Genomic DNA, 19,029 nt, shown 5'->3' with positions numbered 1-19,029 from the left:
GATGGATAAAGCAGTGCTATCTAAACAGTCTACCTCGATCAATCATCAGGTCAGCATCGTTGAGCGTGTTTACGAGCAGCTCAAGGACCTTGCGATCCGTTTCAAGCTGTTGCCGGGCGATCGTGTCAACGAGGTTGAACTGGCGCGGCAATTGGGTGTCAGCCGCACCCCCCTGCGCGAGGCGCTGAACAGGCTCGTCTCCGAAGGCTTCCTGATCTTTGTTCCCGGGAAAGGCTTTTTCCGGCGTTCTCTCGACGTCAAGGAGATCTTCGATCTGTATGAGATGAGGCAGGCGCTGGAAATGGCACTTGCAGAAATGGCCGTGCAACGGGCAACGCCTGAAAAAATCCAGGAAATCAGAGATTTTCTCGTTGTCAGCATGACAGAAGACCCCAACCGAACTGTCAACGACCTCGTCAGCCTTGATGAAGAGTTCCATGAGCGGATGGCCTCGCTTTCAGGCAATCTGGAAATGCTGCACACATTGCGCACCATAAATGCCCGCATCCGCTTTATCCGTTGGGTCAACATGGAAAATGGCCGGCGGCGCCAGACTCAGTGCGAGCACGAGGCGATACTGGACGCGATCGCCAACCATGATGTTGAAAAGGCCAGATCCCTTTTGCAGGCACATATTGATGGCCGTCTGGAGCAGATCACACTGGCGATCCGCGAAGGCTATGCGATGATTTACATGAATCGAAGCACTGGGCAGTAGACTGGCGGCCTTCTCTTTTCGTCAAACCCGGTGAAGTGGCCTTTTGCGACCGATGCAAATTTTGCGCGCTGAAGACGGCGGTGTTGTCCTCAAGGCCAAAACCGAGAGCCTTGAGGACGTCGCCTTCCGAAAGGCAGGTCGAATTGTCATGGTCAGCGTAGCAGCTCAGGCCTGACTCGCAGACTGACTTACCTTCTCGTAAGCTGCATTCAAGCGGTCCACAATCGTTTCGGGCGAAGTGCCTTCTTGCAATCCGTGTTGCAGGATTTGCGAGCCTTCGTCCTGAAACTTCATATAGCCGTCAAAGCGCGGGCGCATCCAGGACCTGCGCAAAGTCTCCAGAGTGTCGCGATAAAAGCCATTCACCGGTTCGTTGACCGCTTTGTCTTCCCACGCATCGAGATTGCCCGGCTGTCCGCCCGCTTCGGCATAAAGTGTCTTTTGAATTTCAGCTCCGGCCACCCAGAAAGCGTAATCGATAGCCGCATTCACATTCCTGGAATAGGCAGAAACCGCTATGCCCGTGCCGCCCAGGGCAGCACCCAACGGCCCGTTTCCGCCCGCTGCCGCGATGTCGGCAAATGAGACGGGATGTGCACGGAATCCCTCAGTTGCGTAGCTCAGATAGCCATAGGTCAACGGCAGCAGCACTTCACTGCGCTCTCCCGCCGCAATAAGTTCAAGCGCGGCGATCGGGTCCATGTCCCAACAATCGGGTTGCATCAGTCCAAGCAGTTCAATCATCAGACTCAGCACGTTGATGCCGGCTTCACGCCCGATCAACTCGGGTCCCTGCTCCGAGGAACATGGCGTACCGAGATTGGCTGCAAGCGTGTAGAACGTCATCAGCGCATGCGGCGCACGCATGGGAAGAGTTACTTTGCCCTGCCGGGCCAATTCAATCACATCGCTCCATTGCACGGCTGGCCCGGTCAGTGCATCAACACGATAAGCCTGCACCTGCGAGGCCGCATCAATTGGAAGTGCCCATTGCCGCCCCTGCCAGTTGTAGCTGGGGAAAGACTGGCCAACGGACTGGCTTGCCAGTGTTGCCAGGTCTGCCCGACGCTCCGGTGTATCCAGCGGAGCCAGGCAGTTTTCAGCGGCAATCTGGCCAACATGGGGATGATCGATGACAATCAGGTCGTAATTGCGAGCCAGATCTTCCACCGGATAGCTTTCGAAGTCCTGAAGGCTGCGCTGCTCCCATTCGATGGCAATGCCGGTCAGTTCGTGCCACTTGCGAGAGGTGGCAACCATAGGGTCAAAACCGCGTGGATGGCGCCAAGTCATGCCTTTGAGCGTCGTCAAGGTAATCTCCTCAAGGTGAAAGTGCAGACGTCAGGCGTTCTGCATGATTCTCGTCAGTTCGTCGGCTGCGGCCAAAACCTTTTCGAGCACCGCATCCAGCTCAAACCGCATGCGACGCTGGGGCAGGAACAGAACCGTGACGGCAGCAACCGGCTGTCCTGCGGCGTCAAACACGGGTTTGGAAAGGTTGATGACACCGGCCGTCACTTCACTGTCGCGGCGTTCATAGCCATCGCGGGCTATCGCATCGAAGCGCGCTCGAAACTGCTTCTGCTCTTCGGCGGAAAAGTCGGCGAGCAATATCTGTTGGCGGTTCGGGGAGGAAAAGGCGCCGATCACCACGCCAGAGCTCGTCTCCATCGCCGGAAATCGGGAGCCCAGTTTCACAGTGTAATGCATTGGCATCGGACTGTCGGCCTGGGCCAGGATGACCAAAGACGTGCCGGTGATGCTGGCCAGATGACAGGATTGGTCCGTGTCATCCGACAATGCTGCAAGAACCGGGTTGGCGTGGTGGATCAGCCTCTGCAATGGAGGGTGGCGGGTGGCCAGCTCATAAAGCTTGAGCGCCAGCTCATAGCGATCTGTCTGCTCATTGCGCCGCAAAAACCCAAGCCGGTGCAGGGAAACAACGATGCGGTAGATCTGGCTTGTGGACCGCCCAAGCCGCAGGGCTATGTCTGTCACCGTCAGCCCGTCGATTTCACCGGCCACAAGGTCAATGATGTCGAAGGCCTTGTCCACGGCGGGCGCAGCGTAACTTGGCGCGGCGTCCGTTTCGACCAGATCGATCTCGTCTTTGCCCATCGTGGTTACCTTCTAGAGATGAGCCAGACCGGTGCTGAACACGGGGACGAGGATCAAGACCAGGGCAAAGGCCAGATAGGTCAGGATCATCGGAAAGGCTGCCTTGGTAAATTCAATCAGCGGTGTCTTGGTGATGGTGCAGGTGGTGAACATGATTGTGCCCACTGGCGGTGTCACGCCACCCAGATGCGCCATCAATACGAAGACCACGCCGTAATGCACTGGATCAATGCCAAGCGCATTGGTGACCGGCAGGAAGATGGGGCCAAGGATCAGGATCAGCGCCGTTCCCTCAATCACCGCGCCTGCGATCAGGATTACGACAGCGATAACCGCCAGCATCAGGGTCGGGTTGTCCGTGAAGGACAACAGCCCGCCCGCCACAGTCTGCGGCACCTGCTCGAACGTCAGCACCCAGCTGAAGGCGGTGGATGCAGCAAGGATCAGCAGAATCGCAGCGGTTGTCGAAACGGTCGAGCGCAGCGCTTTCCACACCTGACCCCAGTTCGCTTCGCGGTAGGCGACCACGCAGATCGCCGTATAGACCACAGCAACGCCGGCGGCCTCTGCCGGGGTAAACACACCGCCGCGAATACCCAGAATGATCATCACCGGCAGCATGATGGCCGGCAGTGCGCCGATAAAGGCGCGACCCAGCGGCGGATCACTCGGCTGCACACCGCGCGGCGGGTCCCATTTGTTGATGCGGGTGGTGATGTTGGCCTGAGCCAGCATCATCACGGCAAGCAGCACGCCCGGCACGATGGCCGCAGCAAACAGCTGGCCAATGGACGTGTTGGTAACGAAACCGAACAGGATCAGCCCGATGCCCGGCGGGATCATCGGCGCGATCAGCGAGGACACAGCCGTCAGTGCCGTTGAATAAGGCAGTGGATAGCCGCGCTTGGTCATTTCCGGCACGAGGATCTTGGCCTGCATGGCAGCGTCGCCATTGGCCGAGCCTGACATGCCCGCCAGCAGGGTGGACAGCAGCACGTTGGTTTGCGCCAGCCCACCCCACATGCTGCGGGTCAGCACCGCGGCGAAATCCATGACGCGCCGGCTTATGCCGGAAATGTTCATAAGTTCGCCAACAAGGATGAACAATGGCACCGCAAGCAGCGGAAAGCTCTGCGTACCCTGCACGAGGCGCTGGGCCAGCACCACATCCATCAGCGCCGGCTCCATGACCACATAGGCCACCGAAAGCATCAGCAGGATCAGGCCGACCGGAACACCAAGCGGCAGTAGAAGAAGAAACAGGACGAGAATAACCCAGAGCATCAGCGCGCTCCACCGGCTGCAAGCCGTATGATCCGGCCGACGTAAGACAGGGCGAGCAGCCCGAACCCGACCGGCATTGAAAGATATAGCCAGCGCGCAGAGATGCGCAGCGAAGAGATTTGAGCGCCGGTGCGCTGGTACAGCTGCCAGCCGACATAAGCGAGATAGACACTGAGCGCCAACACCAGAACAAGGCGCAGTGCCACCAATGCCTGGCGGATCGCTGCATTGCCAATTCTGCCCACCATATCGAGCCCCATATGGGCATCGTCGTGGTCGGCAATAGTGAGGCCGATGAACACCACCCAGGCAAAGAGCAGCGTTGAAAGATCGAAGGAGAAGATCAGCGGCGCATTGAACAGATAACGCATGACAACTGCGCCAAACACCACCACGATCAGCACGACCAGGGTAGCGACGGTCAATACGGCCAGCACCCGATCGAGGCCACCCAGGGCGGCATCAAATTTCCTGGAGACTGCCTGCAACATCCCCCTCCTCCCAAAACATGAATTGGCCCGGGCGCAGTGCCCGGGCTGAATAAGCCTTACTGGCCGTCTACGATGGCCTTGGCGCGGTCATAAAGACCGTCAGTCCATTCGGGAAAAGCGGAGGCAATGCCACCAGCACGTTCGGCAAAGGCTTCACGATCAACATCGGAGATGATGGTCATGCCGGAGTCGGCCAGGGTCTGGATGCCGGCTTCGTAGCTGGCAATCGAAGCGTCGGTCATGCTGTCGCAAGCAATCGTAGCCTCTTCCTGAAAGATCGCCTGATTTTCTGCCGACAGGTTGTTGAACCAGGAGGCACTGACCGTGACTGGAACGATATCGGTCATGTGGTTGGTCTGGATGAAGAACTTCGTGTTCTCGAAGTGCTTCTGGTCGATCATCGCCGATGGCGGAGCCTCTGCGGCGTCGATGACTCCCTGTGCCAGCGCACTGTACACGTCAGGCCACGGCATTGGGGTGGCTGCGCCACCAAACACCAGGCGAACCATTTCAGTATAGATGGTCACCGGCTGGACGCGAATGCTCAGGCCGTTGGAATCGCCGGGCGAGCGCACTTCCTTGTCACGCGTGTAAAGATCGCGAACGCCGAAGTGGGCGTAGCACAGCACCTTGATGTTGTTTTCGGCAACCTTGGCTTCAAGCTCCTTGATCAGGTCGCTGGCCAGAAGGCGCTTGGCCCCGTCAAAATCCGGATACAGGAAGGGGTAGAGCACGATGGAATAATCGGGTGCGTAATCCGCCAGCATGCCAATACCGACCTGGCCCATAACTTCGGCGCCAAACGACATCTGCTCGGTCACCGCGCCGTTTTCACCAAGCTGACCGCTGGGGAACAGCTCCACCTTGATTTCGCCATTGCTGCGCTCGGCCACGGAGTCTGCCATTGATTGCGCGGCCACATGGACAAAGTGCTCAGGCGAGTTCATGTGCGCGAAACGCACGACCGTCGCAGCCTGTGCCGGAACTGCCATCGAGGCGGCCATCATCGCGACCGCAGAAGCGGCAAGCATCTTTCTCATCTGTCTCTCCCTCAGCCGCGAAAACTCAGCAGCCATTTTCGTATATGATATTTGGTTTTCATATATTGATGGTTGTGCATGGTCAAGCCGAGAGCAACCAGTGATGCATCATGGAAATGTTGGCATCAAAAAACCCATCAGAGCTGTTATGGCCGAGCAAGGGTCAATCAGCTTTCGCGGCTCAACGCCGCCAGAGTTGAGCCCATACGTAAACCCGCGCGAACAAGAGGTGCGCCGCAACCTGCGACCTAACGTGGCTTCACAACGCGGAAAGTCAGAACATCATCTGAATGCCCGTCAGTTCGCCAATAAACGGGTATTTCCTTCCCACGCAGCACGAAGAATAAGAGCCATGTCCGCCTGGGTAAGTGCCACCGGATTGTTCACCACCAATCGCGCAGCCGTCATAGCCTGTTCAGCGGCCCATTCTATCTGGTTTTCCTCAAAACCAAGCTCGGCAAGCGTCAGTGGAATGTTGATTGACCTGAACAGGCTTGCAACTCCATCAACGGCGGCCAAAGCTTTTTCCCGAGGGGTCTGGTCCGGTGTTCCCACTCCAATTGCATCTGCAATCTCACCATATTCCTTTATACGGCTCGGCAAATTGTAGTGCATGACATATGGCATCAATACGGCAACTCCGACACCGTGCGCGGTACCGGTCAGGCTGCCAATCGGATATTGCAGCGCGTGGGCCGCCGCATTTCCCGCATTGGCAAAAGCCTGTCCCGCCAGCATTGCGCCGTACATCAGTTGCGAGCGCAGTTGCAAGTCGGATCCGTCCCGAACTGCGCCCGGCAATGCGTGGTAAATCAGACCAATTGCCTTCAAGGCTGTCAGATCACTCATGGTGTTCTTGCCAACAAAAACTCTGTCCAGCGCCAGTCGGCCGGTGTCGGGATGCTGAATTGCGGTGAAGGACTCAATGCCATGAGTGAGGGCATCGGCGGCCGTTACTGCCGTAAGTCCGACGGGGCATGTGAGCGTCAGCTCCGGGTCGCAGATTGCCACGGCCGGAATGATATACGGGTCAGAGACACCCACTTTCAACGTCTTGTCAGGGTCTGAAAGCACCGCCACTGGTGTGACTTCTGATCCCGTACCGGCCGTCGTCGGCATCGCAATCAAAGGTATTGTCGGGCCCGGAACCTTGAACTCTCCATAATAGTCCTGCGGGCGGCCACCATGGCTGTGCAAAAGTGCGGTAACCTTGCCAAGGTCCAGGCAGCTTCCTCCGCCGATAGCAATGATGCAATCCGGCCCAAAACTCCGCGCACGCTCTGCCGCGCTGGCAACGCAATCCAGCGGAACATCGGGCTGAGTACGATCAAACACCTCTGTCTGCAAACCACTTGCGCGCAGGTTGTTGACCAGTTCCTCCATGACCACATCACCCGAAAGGCGCTCGTCAGTGCAAATCAGCACACGATGTCCACGCTGACTTGCCACAGGGCCTGCAAGAACACGCTGGCCAACACCGAAGTACACTGCCCGTGGGCTGCGGAACGTTCCAAACATTCAAATCTCCAGAGAATAACCGGCCGCGATGGTCTGCAGCCGGGTCCACAACAAATCGGGCACAACAATTCCCGCTTCCAGATTGTCGGCCCGCCGCTGGCGGGCGCGATCCCCCGGCACGCTGACACTGTCAAATCCGTCCAGTGGCGGGCAGTTTCGAATTGCATTCAGATAGGTTTCCAAAGCCGCAGCACTGCCGCCATTGGGCTCGATGGCAATCAGAACATCGCCCTTGTTGGCAGGGTGATGCGAATCCAGGGTGCCTTTGACATCCGTGCCCATTGCACTGGCTGTCAGGCTTGCAACCAGCAGCTCAAATGCCAGCCCGAGAGCATAGCCCTTGGCCTGGCCAAATGGTGCAATCGCTCCCGAAAGTGCCGCCTCTGCATCAACCGTAGGTTCTCCATCGACATTGAGTGCCCAGCCTTCCTGGAGAGGTTCGCCACGATTGGCGTGATCCTGCACCTTACCCATGGAAATTTCACCCGTTGCCATATCCATAATGAATGGCTGCGGGGTAGCGGGCACACCAATCGCAATCGGATTGGTGCCGATCATGGCCTTTCGCCCTCCCCACGGATGAACAAGTGCCTCGCTTGTGGACAGAACAATACCGACCATTCCTGACTTTGTGATGCGTTCGGCATACCACCCGATTGCACCGAGATGACCGCTGTTACGGATTGCGGCGACCGCTATCCCTGTCCGCCGTGCCCGCTGCACTATCGGATCCAGTGCAGCATTTGCCACCACCGGGCCAAATCCGTTTTTGCCATCCACATCCAGAAAAGCCTCTGCCCGCCAGGTCTGCACACCTTTCGTCTGCGGGTCTGCAACACCGTTGCGCAGACGCTCGACCAGTCGAGGCAAACGCAAAATTCCGTGCGATGCCAAGCCTCGCAGCTCAGCTTCCATAAGCACTTCGGACTGCACTTGTGCATTTTCTTCCGGCATGCCGGCTGCAACAAGAATACGGCTCACCAACTCCTGCGCTTTCGCGGCCGGAATATGCATGCGGTTCTCCCCAGTCTATCGGCCCGGAAACAAACGGCCTCTTATTCAGCAATCTTCCGGTAGGTATGTGGCTGGCGGTGCTTTTCAAAATTGAAGATATGCTCCCGGATTTCGCGGTTGCGTTCAAAATTGCAGACTGCCGAAATAACCTCATCCTCAACACTGCTGGTCAGCGCCACAACTTCCCCGCTGGGTGCAACAATGCAACTGTGTCCGACGAGAGGCCACCCCTCTTCCACACCAGCCTTGCCAGCCGCTGCCGCCCAGACACCATTTTGATATGCGCCAGCCTGGACGCTGAGCAGATGGTGAAACGATGTCAGATGTGAATGCTGCGGCGTGCGCGGGTCCGTAACCGGGGTATTGTAACCAAGACAAACCAGCTCTGCGCCGTTCAACCCCAGCATTCTCCAGGCTTCAGGCCAACGCCGATCATTGCATATGCACATTCCAACCTGCCATTCCTCATAGGAATAGACCGGAAAACCCAGATCGCCGACCTCGAAATATCGCTTTTCAAGGTTCTGGAATGGGCGGTCAGCTTCATAATCAGCGTGACCGGGAAGATGAATTTTTCGATATTTGCCAACCACTCTTCCATTCCGGTCAACCAGAACAGCCGTGTTGAACCGGCGTTTGCGGCCGTTTTCCCAGGCAAGTTCAGCATAGCCAAGATGAAAGCCGATACCCAGTTGAACTGCAAGATCGAACAGGGGTTGCACCGATGGATTGGGCATCGCCGTTTCATAATAGCTATCGAGTTCGGCTTCATCTTCGATAAACCACCGAGGAAAAAACGATGTCAAAGCGGCTTCAGGAAATACGACCAGTTCTGCCCCTCGGCCTTTGGCTTCCCGCATCATTTCCATCAAGCGGCCCAGAATGGCCGAGCGACTTTCGGAACGGTGGATTGGTCCAAGTTGCGCAACCGCTAAGTTCAGTTTTCTGGACAAATTGCCTCTCCCACCCGTTTCGTAGACTTGCTCCCACACACTCTAACGTTGATATGAACCCGATCAACTGAAAATCGTGTATCATATCGTATTTTATTTCGGCCATTCTGTCAGTCGGTTCTTTGGTCACTTCCATCCACGCGAGCAACAGGGTTCGAATTCCCAGCATCAGCTTGCGAGCAGCCTCACACGATCCAGTTGAGCACATATTTAATGTATGTGGTTCGGATATCGGGTCATCTCCGTCTATCGTGTGATGATCTTGGCTGATCAATGGGTCAAAGACGCTGGGCTGCACCAGGACGGAACGTGCATCTTCATGCGAGTAAATGTGTGAATTTCAGTTGAGAAGACAGGTCGAAAGCTTGCCAAAACTCTGTTCTGGCCGACATTGCCTATGGTGATTTCGAGCACAGATTTGCTACATTTCAATTGCCTGGTGCCGAAAGATACGCATCGACATGCTAAGCTGGGCCGGAAGTTTCAATTTGGAGTCTATTATGAGGCAACGGCGCGTAACTGCACTTCCTGTTCGCGGTCCAAAACTCGCTGATGAAGCCTACGATCTGATACTTGATCAGTTGATTACGCTGAAGCTGCCTCCAGGTGCACGTATCACCGTTGATGAACTGGCGCGGCAGTTTGGCATTTCGCAAACCCCCATCCGGGAGGCTCTCGGGAGGCTCAAATCCGACGGTCTGGTAACGAAGACGCATCTGATCGGGTACCGGGTAACTCCACAATGGACGCGTGAGCAATTTCAGCAGCTTTATGAAATTCGCCTGTTGCTGGAACCGGCTGCTGCCCGATTGGCTGCCGCTAAAATCAGCAGCCAGGATGCCGGTTCGCTTGAACGGTTTGTCAGTGATATGGAACAGGCAGTTTCGGACGAAAAGCGGGTCAACTACGGACATTTTGCGCTGCATGACAGCGAATTTCATGATCGCATAGCGCGTGCAAGTGGCAATGAGCTGATCGTCGACGCCTTGTCACGGCTGCATGCTCACATGCACATTTTCAGACTGTATTTTCATGCCTGGGTCACGGAAAGCGCCATTGCTGAACATGAGGCAATCGTTGCCGCTATCGTTGCCCGGAATCCGGACGAGGCGGAACATGCGATGCGCTCACATATCGAAGAGTCGTGGAACAGGCTGCAAAAGGGCTTCTGAACCAGTTCGTGCAAGGTCATTCGAAGCCGCTCTTTACCGCCCACCCTGTCATCAGAAAAACGTCTTAACCGCGCCCACCACATTGTGGTCGTCATCCACCAGGCTCAGCACGTCCCATTTGTCGAAGGTTGTGCAAGGGTGTGATATGCCCAGTTGGACCAGCATACCTGGTCTTAGAGGACTGTCGGATGAGCAGCTTATATTGGCGTGTTGATCATAAAGAAGCATGGTTTGATGGCTTCCGGTCAACGGCCGAACTTCGGGCGATGACGATGTGTCGACATAGGCCAGAAGCCGCGGGAGATGCGAGTCAAACGACACATCGCGACGCCCGATATTCAGAAACAGCACATCGTCGGCCGGGCGGGAAAGCACAACAGCCCACACTGTCAGAGCCTGTCGAGGCTTTATGGCAAGTGCGGCCAGTTCAGGCGAACGCTCCAGCGCTCTTGCGACCTGCTCTTCGTACATCAGCGCATCATGGGCAATGTAGCACCCGCTGCGCAGCACCACCCGTGTGGGCGAAGCAAGCCGGGCTTTGGTCAGAACCCGCGCCACAAGATCGAAATAACTGGAGCCTCCGGCGGTTAGAAGCACTTCACGTCCACCAAACAGGCCTTCCTTTTCAGCAGCAGTGGCAACGTCAACCATCAGACCCAGAAATCTGACAATACGGTCTTCGATCTCATGGACGTCCTTGCCACGAATGGCTCCCTCGAACCCTTCAATACCTGAAAGAACCGCCACCTCGGGGATTGCGGCAATGCGCCTGGCAAGATGCAGGGCCTTTTCCATCGTCCGACAGCCCGTACGGCCATCCGTGCTGCCCATTTCGATCAACACCTGAAAAGGCCTGAAACCGGATTTGCCCAGAGCAACGCGCTGCAAAAGGTCTATTCCCTCGTCGGAATCGACCAGAAAGTAAAAATCAAAATCCGGGTCTGAAATCTGCTCGTCGGCTATGTAAGCCAGAAAAACAGGGTCCATGATCTGGTTGGCCAGAAACACCCGCTCAATGCCATAATGTCTTGCCGTTTGCACCTGGTGTTGAGTTGACAAGGTGATACCCCAACAACCATCCGCCAACTGCCGATGAAACAGTTGCGGCGCCATGGTTGTCTTGCCATGCGGGCAAAGCGACACGCCATAATGCGACACGACCGCCTTGATCCACTCGCTGTTGTGGTTCAGCGCGTCGATGTCGAGCACTGCAACTGGAAACGGCAGGTCCTGCCGGAGCACATTCCAGCCTTTTGCTCCAATGTCGGCAAGCGGCGTCACCGGCAGTTTTCCCGGAAAACCCTTGCTTCGACCATCAATGGTGATGTCTGTGAGAACAGGCAGCGGCCGGGCGTCGTTGATTGGAAACTGATGTGTCATTGATGGATTTCTCACCTGAAATGGCCATGACAGAAAAAGCTTGAAGACTGATCTTGATATTTGGCCGATATGGCCGAATTCCTGCCATCCGCTCCGCCCCACTTGATGGATGAATATGCGACCCGCGGAGGCTTCACCCATCGGATGCGCATGGACGCCTGCGCGCGACTGCTCGCCCGGCCGGTTCACTCGATACCGCCTGAGGCCCGCCGCTGGGCGCCGGGCTTCATCGCCGTGTGTTGCACAAAATCTAAACGGTTACCTTGGCGCCCTTGCGTTCAACAATCAGGCCGTAATGCTGAGGCTCTCTGTGGGCTTCAAAGTTGAAGATCGTGTTCTTGTAGGAATGGCCCATTTCGAAGTCACAGATGGCAACGGCCAGTTCATCGCCCATTCCGGTGCAACGGGCAACAATTTCACCACTGGGCGCGATGATGACGCTGCCGCCGATCAACTCGCATCCTTCTTCCACGCCCGCCTTTGCGACCCCGATCACCCATGTGCCGTTCTGATAGGCAGCGGATTGCATGACCAGATGATTGTGGAAGTCACTGAGCCTGTCATGTTCAGGTGAAGGAGGGTTGTGGCGCGGCGTATTGTAGCCGACCATGACCATTTCCACGCCCTGCAACCCCATCATGCGATAAGTTTCGGGCCATCGCCGGTCATTGCAGATGCACATGCCTATAATGCCACCAAAGGCGCGATAAACTGGCCAACCCATGTCGCCGGTTTCAAAATACCGCTTTTCCAGATGTTGGAACGCGCGGTATTCTTCGTGTTCAGCATGACCGGGAAGGTGGATCTTGCGATATTTCCCAACAATCTCGCCACTTTTGTCAACCAGAATTGAGGTATTGAAGTGCCGGACTTGCCCATCCTGTTCGGTCAATTCCGCATAGCCGATATAGAAGCCGACACCATATTCGCGCGCTGCATCGAACAATGGCTGGGTGTCGGTGCCTGGCATGGATTTTTCAAAGAACTGATCTACCTCAGCCTGATCTTCCATGTACCAGCGCGGAAAAAACGTTGTCAGTGCCAGCTCCGGAAAAACAACCACATCACAACCATGCTCGCTGCCCTGCTTCAGAAGGGCAATCAGCCGCTCCACAACCTGCGTTCTGGTATCTGATCGGGCAATCGGCCCCAGCTGAGCGGCCCCAACGGTTACTATGCGTGACACTGCCTCACCTCCCAAGCATGTTTGAAAATGACCAAAAGAGTTGCAAAGTCCAATATAATGGACTAAATCTCATATAGCAAACGTGACACGGAGTGTCTCACCTGTCAACTGATCTTCACCGTTGCATTTGCGCCAAGAGAAAAGCACATGGCGGGTTATCAGGCAGATCCGGAGGAAAAACCCATGGCGTCCAGTAACAGTTCTCAATCACTGCGTGGAAAGGGAACTGACAGGGTATTTGACATCCTGGAGTTTCTGGCTTCCAAAGCCGATCCCAGCACCATTCCGGAAATTTCAATTGGCACCGCTTGCCCTCGATCAACGACCTATCTGCTTGTCGAGCAACTGGAAGAGCGTGGATATATAGACCGTGCAAGTGAGGGGAGATATCACCTCGGTCAAAAAGTGGCATTGCTTGGCAAGGCAGCGACAAAGCATCTGGATTTTCCCAATTTCATCCGCGGCGCAGTTCAGAAACTCGCACTTGACTCGCAGCAACTGTCCGAGTTTGTGGCCCTGGACAACTGGAAGCAGCTTGTTCTGATCGCCGCTGCCGCGCAAAGACCCTCTTACATGCTGTCAACGGAGGGCAGCCGTCATCCTCTGCCACGCACTGCATCAAGTCGTTTTCTTCTCAGAGATATACCGCGTGAAGAAATTCTGGGCGGCGTCAAGGAAGAGGACTATGTGCTGAGGGATGGCTCGACACTCCCCGAAAGCGAATTTCTGGCGTCGATTGAAGCGAGCCGAGGCAAAGATATTTTCATGCTGGCCGGTCAGGTCGATCCTCATCTTGCCTGTATCGCGTGCCCGATAACTAATGCTGAGGGGCAGTGCATTGCGGCGATCAGTCTGGTTGTGCCTCTCGTTGATCTGGAAGGTCAGATCGAGCACTATTCAAGCCTGCTGCGAACAGCCGCAACCACAATCACCCAGCAGTTCTCTCTGGTTGCCATAGGACAAAGGGGCATACTGGGTCTTCTTCTCCACACCGCTCGTACATAGTGACCCGCACGCGACATCCTTTCAGGACGCATATAAGCAAGATGGATGGCAGGTCCTGTTAACGTGGCTTGGCCATGGGTTGCGGCCGTCGCGCAGCCAGACAAGGCTATCAAGCCAGAATCCGGCAGCATGACTGTCGTGAAACAGGCCGAAATGGCCGATAGCGTCGCGGGCGAAATTCGCCGGGCTCAGGTGAACCGTCGTGCGCTCCGCGCCGGTATAATACCGAAGTGTGCGGTCGATAGCAGCCGGTGTTCCAAGCTCGTCATCGGACAGGGCCACGGCCAGAATTGGTGCGTTGAAGGCCGCGATCCGCGCCACCACGCTGAGCCGCTCGCCACGCGGATGGCTTCGTTCAAAGCGGGGGCCGCGAAAACTCCATTCGTTCGCGACCCCGGCGGGCAGATCCTCCAGCCATCCCAACCGCCGGCCTGGGAAATACCCGCAGGCAAAGGTCAGGGCGGGCATTGCCACATGCCATTTGACAAACAGGCGCAATCTTTTCTGCGCGGCATAGTCTCCCCACCAACCGTCAGCATCCGATCAATTCGGGGTGCGCTTGGTGCCAGACCCGGCAGGAAACCGCCGATGCTGTGGCCGACGACCAGCAGCTTGTCACCTCTACCATGCTGCTCGACATATCTGATCGCCGCTTCGAAATCCTGTTCACCCCAGTCGCGCCAGCGGTAGCCACTGCCTCTCATCCGCTCAGGGCGCGAAAGGCCAATGCCACGGTAGTCATAGGTCAGCACGTCAAACCCGTTACCGGCCAGAAAGCGGGCATAGCGATGGTAATAGCGCGCCGCAACGCCGGTGGCAGGATTGACGATGACGGTGCCGAGCGGCTTCGCCGTAAGCGCGCGCCAGAAATGACCGGATAATTTTACCCCGTCAGCGCATGCAAAGGATCCTGGCATTCCGTCGATAGCCGTGGGCAGTGATGAAAAGCTGGTCATATCACGCATGATAGGTTTTCAGGTCAATTGTGTATATTCACTGGTGGGTATACTTTGATGCATGACCAGAACAATTGCGCCGACGCGGGACCGCATCATCAAAGCCGCAGGAAAGCTGTTTAACGCGCAGGGAGTTCGCGCTGTCAGCGTCGATGCCGTCGCTGAGAAGGCCGGGCTGACCAAAAAGACGTTCTATTATCATTTCCGCAGTAAGGATGATCTGATCGCTGCCTGCCTGGAAACACGCGATCCGCCAAATCTGGCGCAATTTCAGAAGTGGTTTACGCAGACCGAGGGCACCACGGCTGATAAGGTTCAGGGCATCTTCCGCAATCTGGCAATTCTGGCACGGCATCCCGACTGGAAGGGATGCGGCTTCCTGCGAACATCGGTTGAGCTGATCCATATGCCTGGACATCCTGCAATCATCGTGGGTCGTGCCCACAAGAACAGGGTCGAAGACTGGCTTTACTCGGTGTTTGTGGACGAGCGCCCTGACGACGAAGCACGGCGCCTTGCGCGCCAGATCCTTCTTCTTCTCGACGGCGCATTCGCCGTTGTGCTCCTGCACCGGGACCCAACCTATATGGACACTGCTGGCGAGGCAGCAGCGCAACTGGTTGGAGATTAGTGCGCGCGGCCCTTTGGCCCCGCCTGACTGTTGATCACAATGAGTGTTGTGAAGCGACAGCTTTCCCCTCCCCGCGCCCGCCAGTGAGAATTTCGGGCAGAATCCTGGCTAATTTTGCGTTGTTACCAATGTTGTATCGACCTGCAGCGTCTAGTTTCCAAGATCCAGTTCATAAATTTTCGGGATACAGTCATGCGTTCAATACTACTTGCACTGCCATTTGTGTTCCTGCTGCCGGCGCCAGTGCTGGCTCAAGACTTCAATTACACACCCGGCTGGTCAAACACCCAGAATTTCAACCGCCTCCATGAACGGAGCGGCAAATCCAGTCAGGCGAAGCGGCTCGAACCTTGCCGGTTCAGCATGCTTCCGCGATCGGAGCAAAGGCGACTTCAGCAAAGAGCTCGGGCGAAGGTCAATGAATTGGGCGAGCAAGCTGCCATGCCCTGGATCAACAAGCAGTCGGAAACCGCCATCGCTCAAATGGTCAAAGACGGCCGTTGCAGAAGTCAGTAATCCGCACACATCCCCCGGCCGGGATTTGTGACGTTTTCCACGATCATTCCCGCCACTGCTCGCGCTGAACATTTTATTGGTCCGGACCAAGATCAAGCCCGCCCCCGTCGTCTCATCTACAAGCAAGCCCCAGAAGAAAGGCCGATGCGCCTCAGGCTTATCAGTGCCCCTCAACTCTAATGGTCGATGCCGACACGGTCGGTGCACATTTTTCATTTTCACCCAACACAAGAGTGCTGCATGTCCCGATTTTCCAAACCTGCCCTCGCCCTGGCCTTGGCTATCGTCCCATTCTTTCTGTTTCTGGGTACAACCAATCTGGTCACAGTCAACGGCGAAGTTGTCTCGGACAACCGGTTCAACCTCGGCGGCCTGATCATGGCAATCGTCGGGCTGGTCATCGTATTTGGTGTACTGCGCCCTTCTGCGCCAAAGGACGCGGCACGCAAGGGCCTGGCGGCTGTGGCCGGCATCCTGTGCCTTGTTCAGGTTGCAAATTCCGTAGACGCCATTCGCGTCGAGCCCCTCGATTGGGTCATGCCGGACCGTCATTTGCCGGAGCTTCAATATTCCGGACTGGCCGACAACGACGCCATCTACCTGACAGCAAAGAACCCGGAATTCTATCGTGAGGTTCTGACCCGGGAAAAAGGCGACGTTCTTGGACGAGCAAGGCAGCATCAGGCTTACGCCGACCTTTGCCATGGCGGACGGTACCGGACCGACCTCGAGCGGGCAGCGCAAATGCCGGACTATTTCGATGCTGGCGAACTTGCGGAAATCGAACAGAGGGCTTCGACAGCTGCTCAGTCGGCCCCGTCGGAATGCTCCACTGCCCGGTCAAACCAGCTCATGGGCAAGTCTGTGGACGAGCTCAACCGGAAAATGGACCTCTTTGATCGGCTGGAAGCGGAATATCTGGCCTTCATCGGCTGAGTTTCGAAGACGCATGCGGCTGGCGGAACGTCAAACCTGGAGAAATTGAATGAGCACCCATAAGGCAAAAACTCTGCCAGCGCTGAACCGGGCGATAATGAGCGCCTGCCTGCTGATCGCATTACCGGGCGGGCTGGCCTTCGCCCAGACCGATACGCAGGACAGGATCGAGGCTGTGACAATGTCATTGGGCGGGCTTGCCGAAATTCACCGGAGCGTGCGTGTTGATGGCACGGCGGGGTTTGAATTCGATGTTCCACTGGACCAGGTCGATGATATTCTCAAAAGCCTGATCGTGCGGGATCCTGCCGGTGGCGTCGCCTCAATGTCTCTGGACGGGCTTTCACCTGTCGATGAAACCTTTCGCCGGCTGCCCTTCACGCCGGACGATATGCACTCATTGCCGCGTCTTCTGGCCACGCTTCAGGGGATCAGCATTCGCGCGGCATCAGGCGGTCGCACCGTTGAGGGCACGGTGCTGGGCGTCGAGCCGGCACAGCAGAGTGGAGACGGCACCACGGAACGCGACCCTGCCCTGTCGGTGATGACAGAAGACGGGCAGATTGCTGTGCTGAGACTTCGCGCTGACACCGAGCTGCGGATTCTGGACGAAGCCGTGCGCGATAAACTCCGCGAGGCGGCTTCGGTCAGCGGACGCGGTCGAACGGACGATCTGCGCACTGTGGCGGTTTCGCTGGACGGCGAAAGCCAGCGGGATGTGCGCCTTGACTATGTGGTGCCCGCACCGGTGTGGAAGACGGCCTATCGGCTGCTGCTTGGTCCGGAAAAGACCGCTCGACTTCAGGCCTGGGCGGTGGTCGAAAACGCCACTGGCGAAGACTGGCGTGATGTCTCCCTGACACTATCCTCGGGTGCACCCGTGACCTTGGCCCAGCGGCTGCATCAGCGCTATTGGCATGAGCGCCCGCAACTGCCAATCATGGCGCAAACCGCTGCACCGCCGCGGCCTGACAGCTTCAAAGGCATCGCGGCAGAATCTTCGCAAGACATGGCAGAACGGGCCAACCGCCAGCGAGCGGACGCACCGCAGATGGCACCTGCCCCATCCATCGCCGCAGAACCGTCCGCGCCCGTCTCGCAGGCCGCGGCTGCGGAGGGTGAAGCGGCAGCCATATATCGCCTGCCGGACCCTATAGACCTTGCCGCCGGTCGCACCCTGTCGGTTCCATTCATTGATGCCGAACTGGAGGCGGAGCGTATTTCTCTTTTTCAACCGGAAAGCGGCAGCGTCCATCCCATTTCCGCCTTGCGGCTTGAAAACGGCACCGGCACAACCCTGCCGCCTGGCATTGTCACCGTGTATGCGGCCAATGATGAAGGTTATGCGGGAGATGCCGAGCTGCGCGGCTTACCCACCGGCGAAAGCCGCATGATCAGTTTTGCAACAGACCGCAAGGTTCAGGTTACGACAGACGCAGGCCGTGATGAAGCTGTGTTCCGCGCAACGCTTTCAGAAGGCGTATTGCGGGCAACGCGCATCACCCGTTCGGAAATAACCTATACCATTGTCGGGGCGCAGGATGCGCCACGCACGGTCATTATCGAACATCCGCGCCGATCAGGCTGGGCCTTTACGTCCGCCTCTCTTGTCGAATCCACGCCGACCCACCACCGGCTGCGCGTTGAACTGGAAGAGGGTGCGACAGCACAGATTACGGCCGCGAACGAACGCACGGAAACCGACAGCATTGAACTGATTGATGCCGACACCGAAACGCTGCTCTACTGGTCGGGGCAGATAGACGACGCGCAAACCATAAAGACGCTTTCTGATCTTGCCGAGCGACGTGGCGAGATCGCTCGAGCAGAGCAGCAGGTTGAATTGATCGGACAGGATCTGGACCTTGCATCGCGCAATCAGATGCGAATTCGGGAAAACCTTGCCGCCGTGCCCGGCGACAGCGCGCTTGGCCAGCGCTACGTTGCGATGCTGGAGGATGAAGAGAACAGCATTGCCGAGTTGGGCGAGCGCCGGCAGAAGGCAGAAGCGAAGTTGCTGGAGCTGCGGCAGGAATTTGCGACATTCATCAAGGCGCTCTGAGAAAAAGGCCGGTTCGCTGTAGAAATGCCACCGGCTGACTCACACCCTC

General features: G+C 56.9%; 16 protein-coding genes and 1 pseudogene. 6 read left to right on the top strand and 11 right to left on the bottom strand.

Annotation, left to right across the window (positions count from 1 at the left end; all coding sequences use genetic code 11):
- The first annotated feature begins 1 nt into the window (after nt 1).
- Complete coding sequence (locus FPY71_RS02325) at nt 2-718, top strand: GntR family transcriptional regulator (protein WP_149297252.1); 717 nt, start codon at nt 2-4, stop codon at nt 716-718.
- A 165-nt stretch (nt 719-883) separates the two neighbouring features.
- Here the strand turns inward: FPY71_RS02325 and FPY71_RS02320 are convergent, their stop codons facing one another.
- The 8 genes from FPY71_RS02320 to FPY71_RS02285 all read right to left on the bottom strand — a co-directional run bounded on the left by FPY71_RS02320 (nt 884) and on the right by FPY71_RS02285 (nt 9,136).
- Nucleotides 884-2,035: an extracellular solute-binding protein gene (locus FPY71_RS02320; protein ID WP_210246243.1), complete on the bottom strand. Its 1,152-nt coding sequence runs from the start codon at nt 2,033-2,035 to the stop codon at nt 884-886.
- A 24-nt stretch (nt 2,036-2,059) separates the two neighbouring features.
- Nucleotides 2,060-2,836, bottom strand: coding sequence for an IclR family transcriptional regulator (locus tag FPY71_RS02315; protein WP_149297250.1), 777 nt, complete (start codon nt 2,834-2,836; stop codon nt 2,060-2,062).
- A gap of 12 nt (nt 2,837-2,848) precedes the next feature.
- On the bottom strand, nt 2,849-4,120 hold the full coding sequence (locus tag FPY71_RS02310) for a TRAP transporter large permease (protein WP_149297248.1): 1,272 nt from the start codon (nt 4,118-4,120) through the stop codon (nt 2,849-2,851).
- Nucleotides 4,120-4,611, bottom strand: coding sequence for a TRAP transporter small permease (locus tag FPY71_RS02305; RefSeq protein ID WP_149297246.1), 492 nt, complete (start codon nt 4,609-4,611; stop codon nt 4,120-4,122). Before FPY71_RS02305 ends, FPY71_RS02310 begins: the two co-directional genes overlap by 1 nt.
- Before the next feature lie 56 nt (nt 4,612-4,667).
- Nucleotides 4,668-5,651 (bottom strand): TRAP transporter substrate-binding protein, encoded by a 984-nt coding sequence (locus FPY71_RS02300; protein WP_188052177.1) that lies wholly within the window; start codon nt 5,649-5,651, stop codon nt 4,668-4,670.
- A gap of 297 nt (nt 5,652-5,948) precedes the next feature.
- A complete protein-coding gene (locus tag FPY71_RS02295) occupies nt 5,949-7,169 on the bottom strand; it encodes an iron-containing alcohol dehydrogenase (RefSeq protein WP_246160097.1) in 1,221 nt (406 codons plus the stop codon).
- Nucleotides 7,170-8,183 (bottom strand): Ldh family oxidoreductase, encoded by a 1,014-nt coding sequence (locus FPY71_RS02290; RefSeq protein ID WP_246160096.1) that lies wholly within the window; start codon nt 8,181-8,183, stop codon nt 7,170-7,172. It abuts the gene before it with no gap.
- Between the two features lie 41 nt (nt 8,184-8,224).
- Nucleotides 8,225-9,136 carry an N-carbamoyl-D-amino-acid hydrolase gene (locus FPY71_RS02285; protein ID WP_149297241.1) on the bottom strand — a complete coding sequence of 304 codons (912 nt, stop codon included), beginning with the start codon at nt 9,134-9,136 and terminating at the stop codon, nt 8,225-8,227.
- 500 nt (nt 9,137-9,636) lie between these two features.
- On the opposite strand from FPY71_RS02285, the gene FPY71_RS02280 reads away from it, so the two are divergent.
- Nucleotides 9,637-10,308 carry a GntR family transcriptional regulator gene (locus FPY71_RS02280; protein ID WP_149297239.1) on the top strand — a complete coding sequence of 224 codons (672 nt, stop codon included), beginning with the start codon at nt 9,637-9,639 and terminating at the stop codon, nt 10,306-10,308.
- 51 nt (nt 10,309-10,359) lie between these two features.
- Here FPY71_RS02280 and FPY71_RS02275 read toward each other — a convergent pair whose 3' ends face one another.
- Entirely contained in the window at nt 10,360-11,688 is a 1,329-nt protein-coding gene (locus FPY71_RS02275; protein ID WP_188052176.1) for an alanine racemase, read from the bottom strand.
- A 250-nt stretch (nt 11,689-11,938) separates the two neighbouring features.
- The gene (locus FPY71_RS02270; protein WP_149297235.1) at nt 11,939-12,874 is read right to left on the bottom strand and encodes an N-carbamoyl-D-amino-acid hydrolase; all 936 of its coding nucleotides are present in this window, start codon (nt 12,872-12,874) and stop codon (nt 11,939-11,941) included.
- A gap of 147 nt (nt 12,875-13,021) precedes the next feature.
- Here FPY71_RS02270 and FPY71_RS02265 point away from each other — a divergent pair, with 147 nt between their 5' ends.
- Nucleotides 13,022-13,879 (top strand): IclR family transcriptional regulator, encoded by an 858-nt coding sequence (locus FPY71_RS02265; RefSeq protein WP_149297233.1) that lies wholly within the window; start codon nt 13,022-13,024, stop codon nt 13,877-13,879.
- Between the two features lie 21 nt (nt 13,880-13,900).
- Here the strand turns inward: FPY71_RS02265 and FPY71_RS02260 are convergent.
- A pseudogene (locus FPY71_RS02260) lies at nt 13,901-14,835 on the bottom strand (alpha/beta hydrolase family protein).
- Nucleotides 14,836-14,896: 61 nt separating this feature from the next.
- Here FPY71_RS02260 and FPY71_RS02255 point away from each other — a divergent pair.
- From FPY71_RS02255 to FPY71_RS02245, 3 genes are all read left to right on the top strand, one after another.
- Nucleotides 14,897-15,466, top strand: a complete 570-nt coding sequence (locus tag FPY71_RS02255; protein ID WP_149297231.1) for a TetR/AcrR family transcriptional regulator — start codon at nt 14,897-14,899, stop codon at nt 15,464-15,466.
- Nucleotides 15,467-16,222: 756 nt separating this feature from the next.
- Complete coding sequence (locus FPY71_RS02250) at nt 16,223-16,918, top strand: hypothetical protein (protein WP_149297229.1); 696 nt, start codon at nt 16,223-16,225, stop codon at nt 16,916-16,918.
- Between the two features lie 49 nt (nt 16,919-16,967).
- A complete protein-coding gene (locus FPY71_RS02245; protein WP_149297227.1) occupies nt 16,968-18,980 on the top strand; it encodes a DUF4139 domain-containing protein in 2,013 nt (670 codons plus the stop codon).
- Nucleotides 18,981-19,029 lie beyond the last annotated feature (49 nt).

It is taken from the genome of Aureimonas fodinaquatilis (assembly GCF_008369445.1).
Lineage (GTDB): Bacteria > Pseudomonadota > Alphaproteobacteria > Rhizobiales > Rhizobiaceae > Aureimonas > Aureimonas fodinaquatilis.
The sequence above is the reverse complement of the archived record's forward strand: the minus strand, read 5'-3'. Positions and strand labels throughout refer to the sequence as shown.

Excerpts from the sequence above, each read along its gene's own strand:
- FPY71_RS02250 (WP_149297229.1), top strand. The coding sequence starts at position 16,223 with ATGTCCCGATTTTCCAAACCTGCCCTCGCCCTGGCCTTGGCTATCGTC.
- FPY71_RS02315 (WP_149297250.1), bottom strand. The coding sequence starts at position 2,836 with ATGGGCAAAGACGAGATCGATCTGGTCGAAACGGACGCCGCGCCAAGT.
- FPY71_RS02310 (WP_149297248.1), bottom strand. The coding sequence starts at position 4,120 with ATGCTCTGGGTTATTCTCGTCCTGTTTCTTCTTCTACTGCCGCTTGGT.
- FPY71_RS02280 (WP_149297239.1), top strand. The coding sequence starts at position 9,637 with ATGAGGCAACGGCGCGTAACTGCACTTCCTGTTCGCGGTCCAAAACTC.
- FPY71_RS02265 (WP_149297233.1), top strand. The coding sequence starts at position 13,022 with ATGGCGGGTTATCAGGCAGATCCGGAGGAAAAACCCATGGCGTCCAGT.
- FPY71_RS02295 (WP_246160097.1), bottom strand. The coding sequence starts at position 7,169 with ATGTTTGGAACGTTCCGCAGCCCACGGGCAGTGTACTTCGGTGTTGGC.
- FPY71_RS02290 (WP_246160096.1), bottom strand. The coding sequence starts at position 8,183 with ATGCATATTCCGGCCGCGAAAGCGCAGGAGTTGGTGAGCCGTATTCTT.
- FPY71_RS02255 (WP_149297231.1), top strand. The coding sequence starts at position 14,897 with ATGACCAGAACAATTGCGCCGACGCGGGACCGCATCATCAAAGCCGCA.
- FPY71_RS02275 (WP_188052176.1), bottom strand. The coding sequence starts at position 11,688 with ATGACACATCAGTTTCCAATCAACGACGCCCGGCCGCTGCCTGTTCTC.
- FPY71_RS02325 (WP_149297252.1), top strand. The coding sequence starts at position 2 with ATGGATAAAGCAGTGCTATCTAAACAGTCTACCTCGATCAATCATCAG.
- FPY71_RS02305 (WP_149297246.1), bottom strand. The coding sequence starts at position 4,611 with ATGTTGCAGGCAGTCTCCAGGAAATTTGATGCCGCCCTGGGTGGCCTC.
- FPY71_RS02245 (WP_149297227.1), top strand. The coding sequence starts at position 16,968 with ATGAGCACCCATAAGGCAAAAACTCTGCCAGCGCTGAACCGGGCGATA.
- FPY71_RS02300 (WP_188052177.1), bottom strand. The coding sequence starts at position 5,651 with ATGAGAAAGATGCTTGCCGCTTCTGCGGTCGCGATGATGGCCGCCTCG.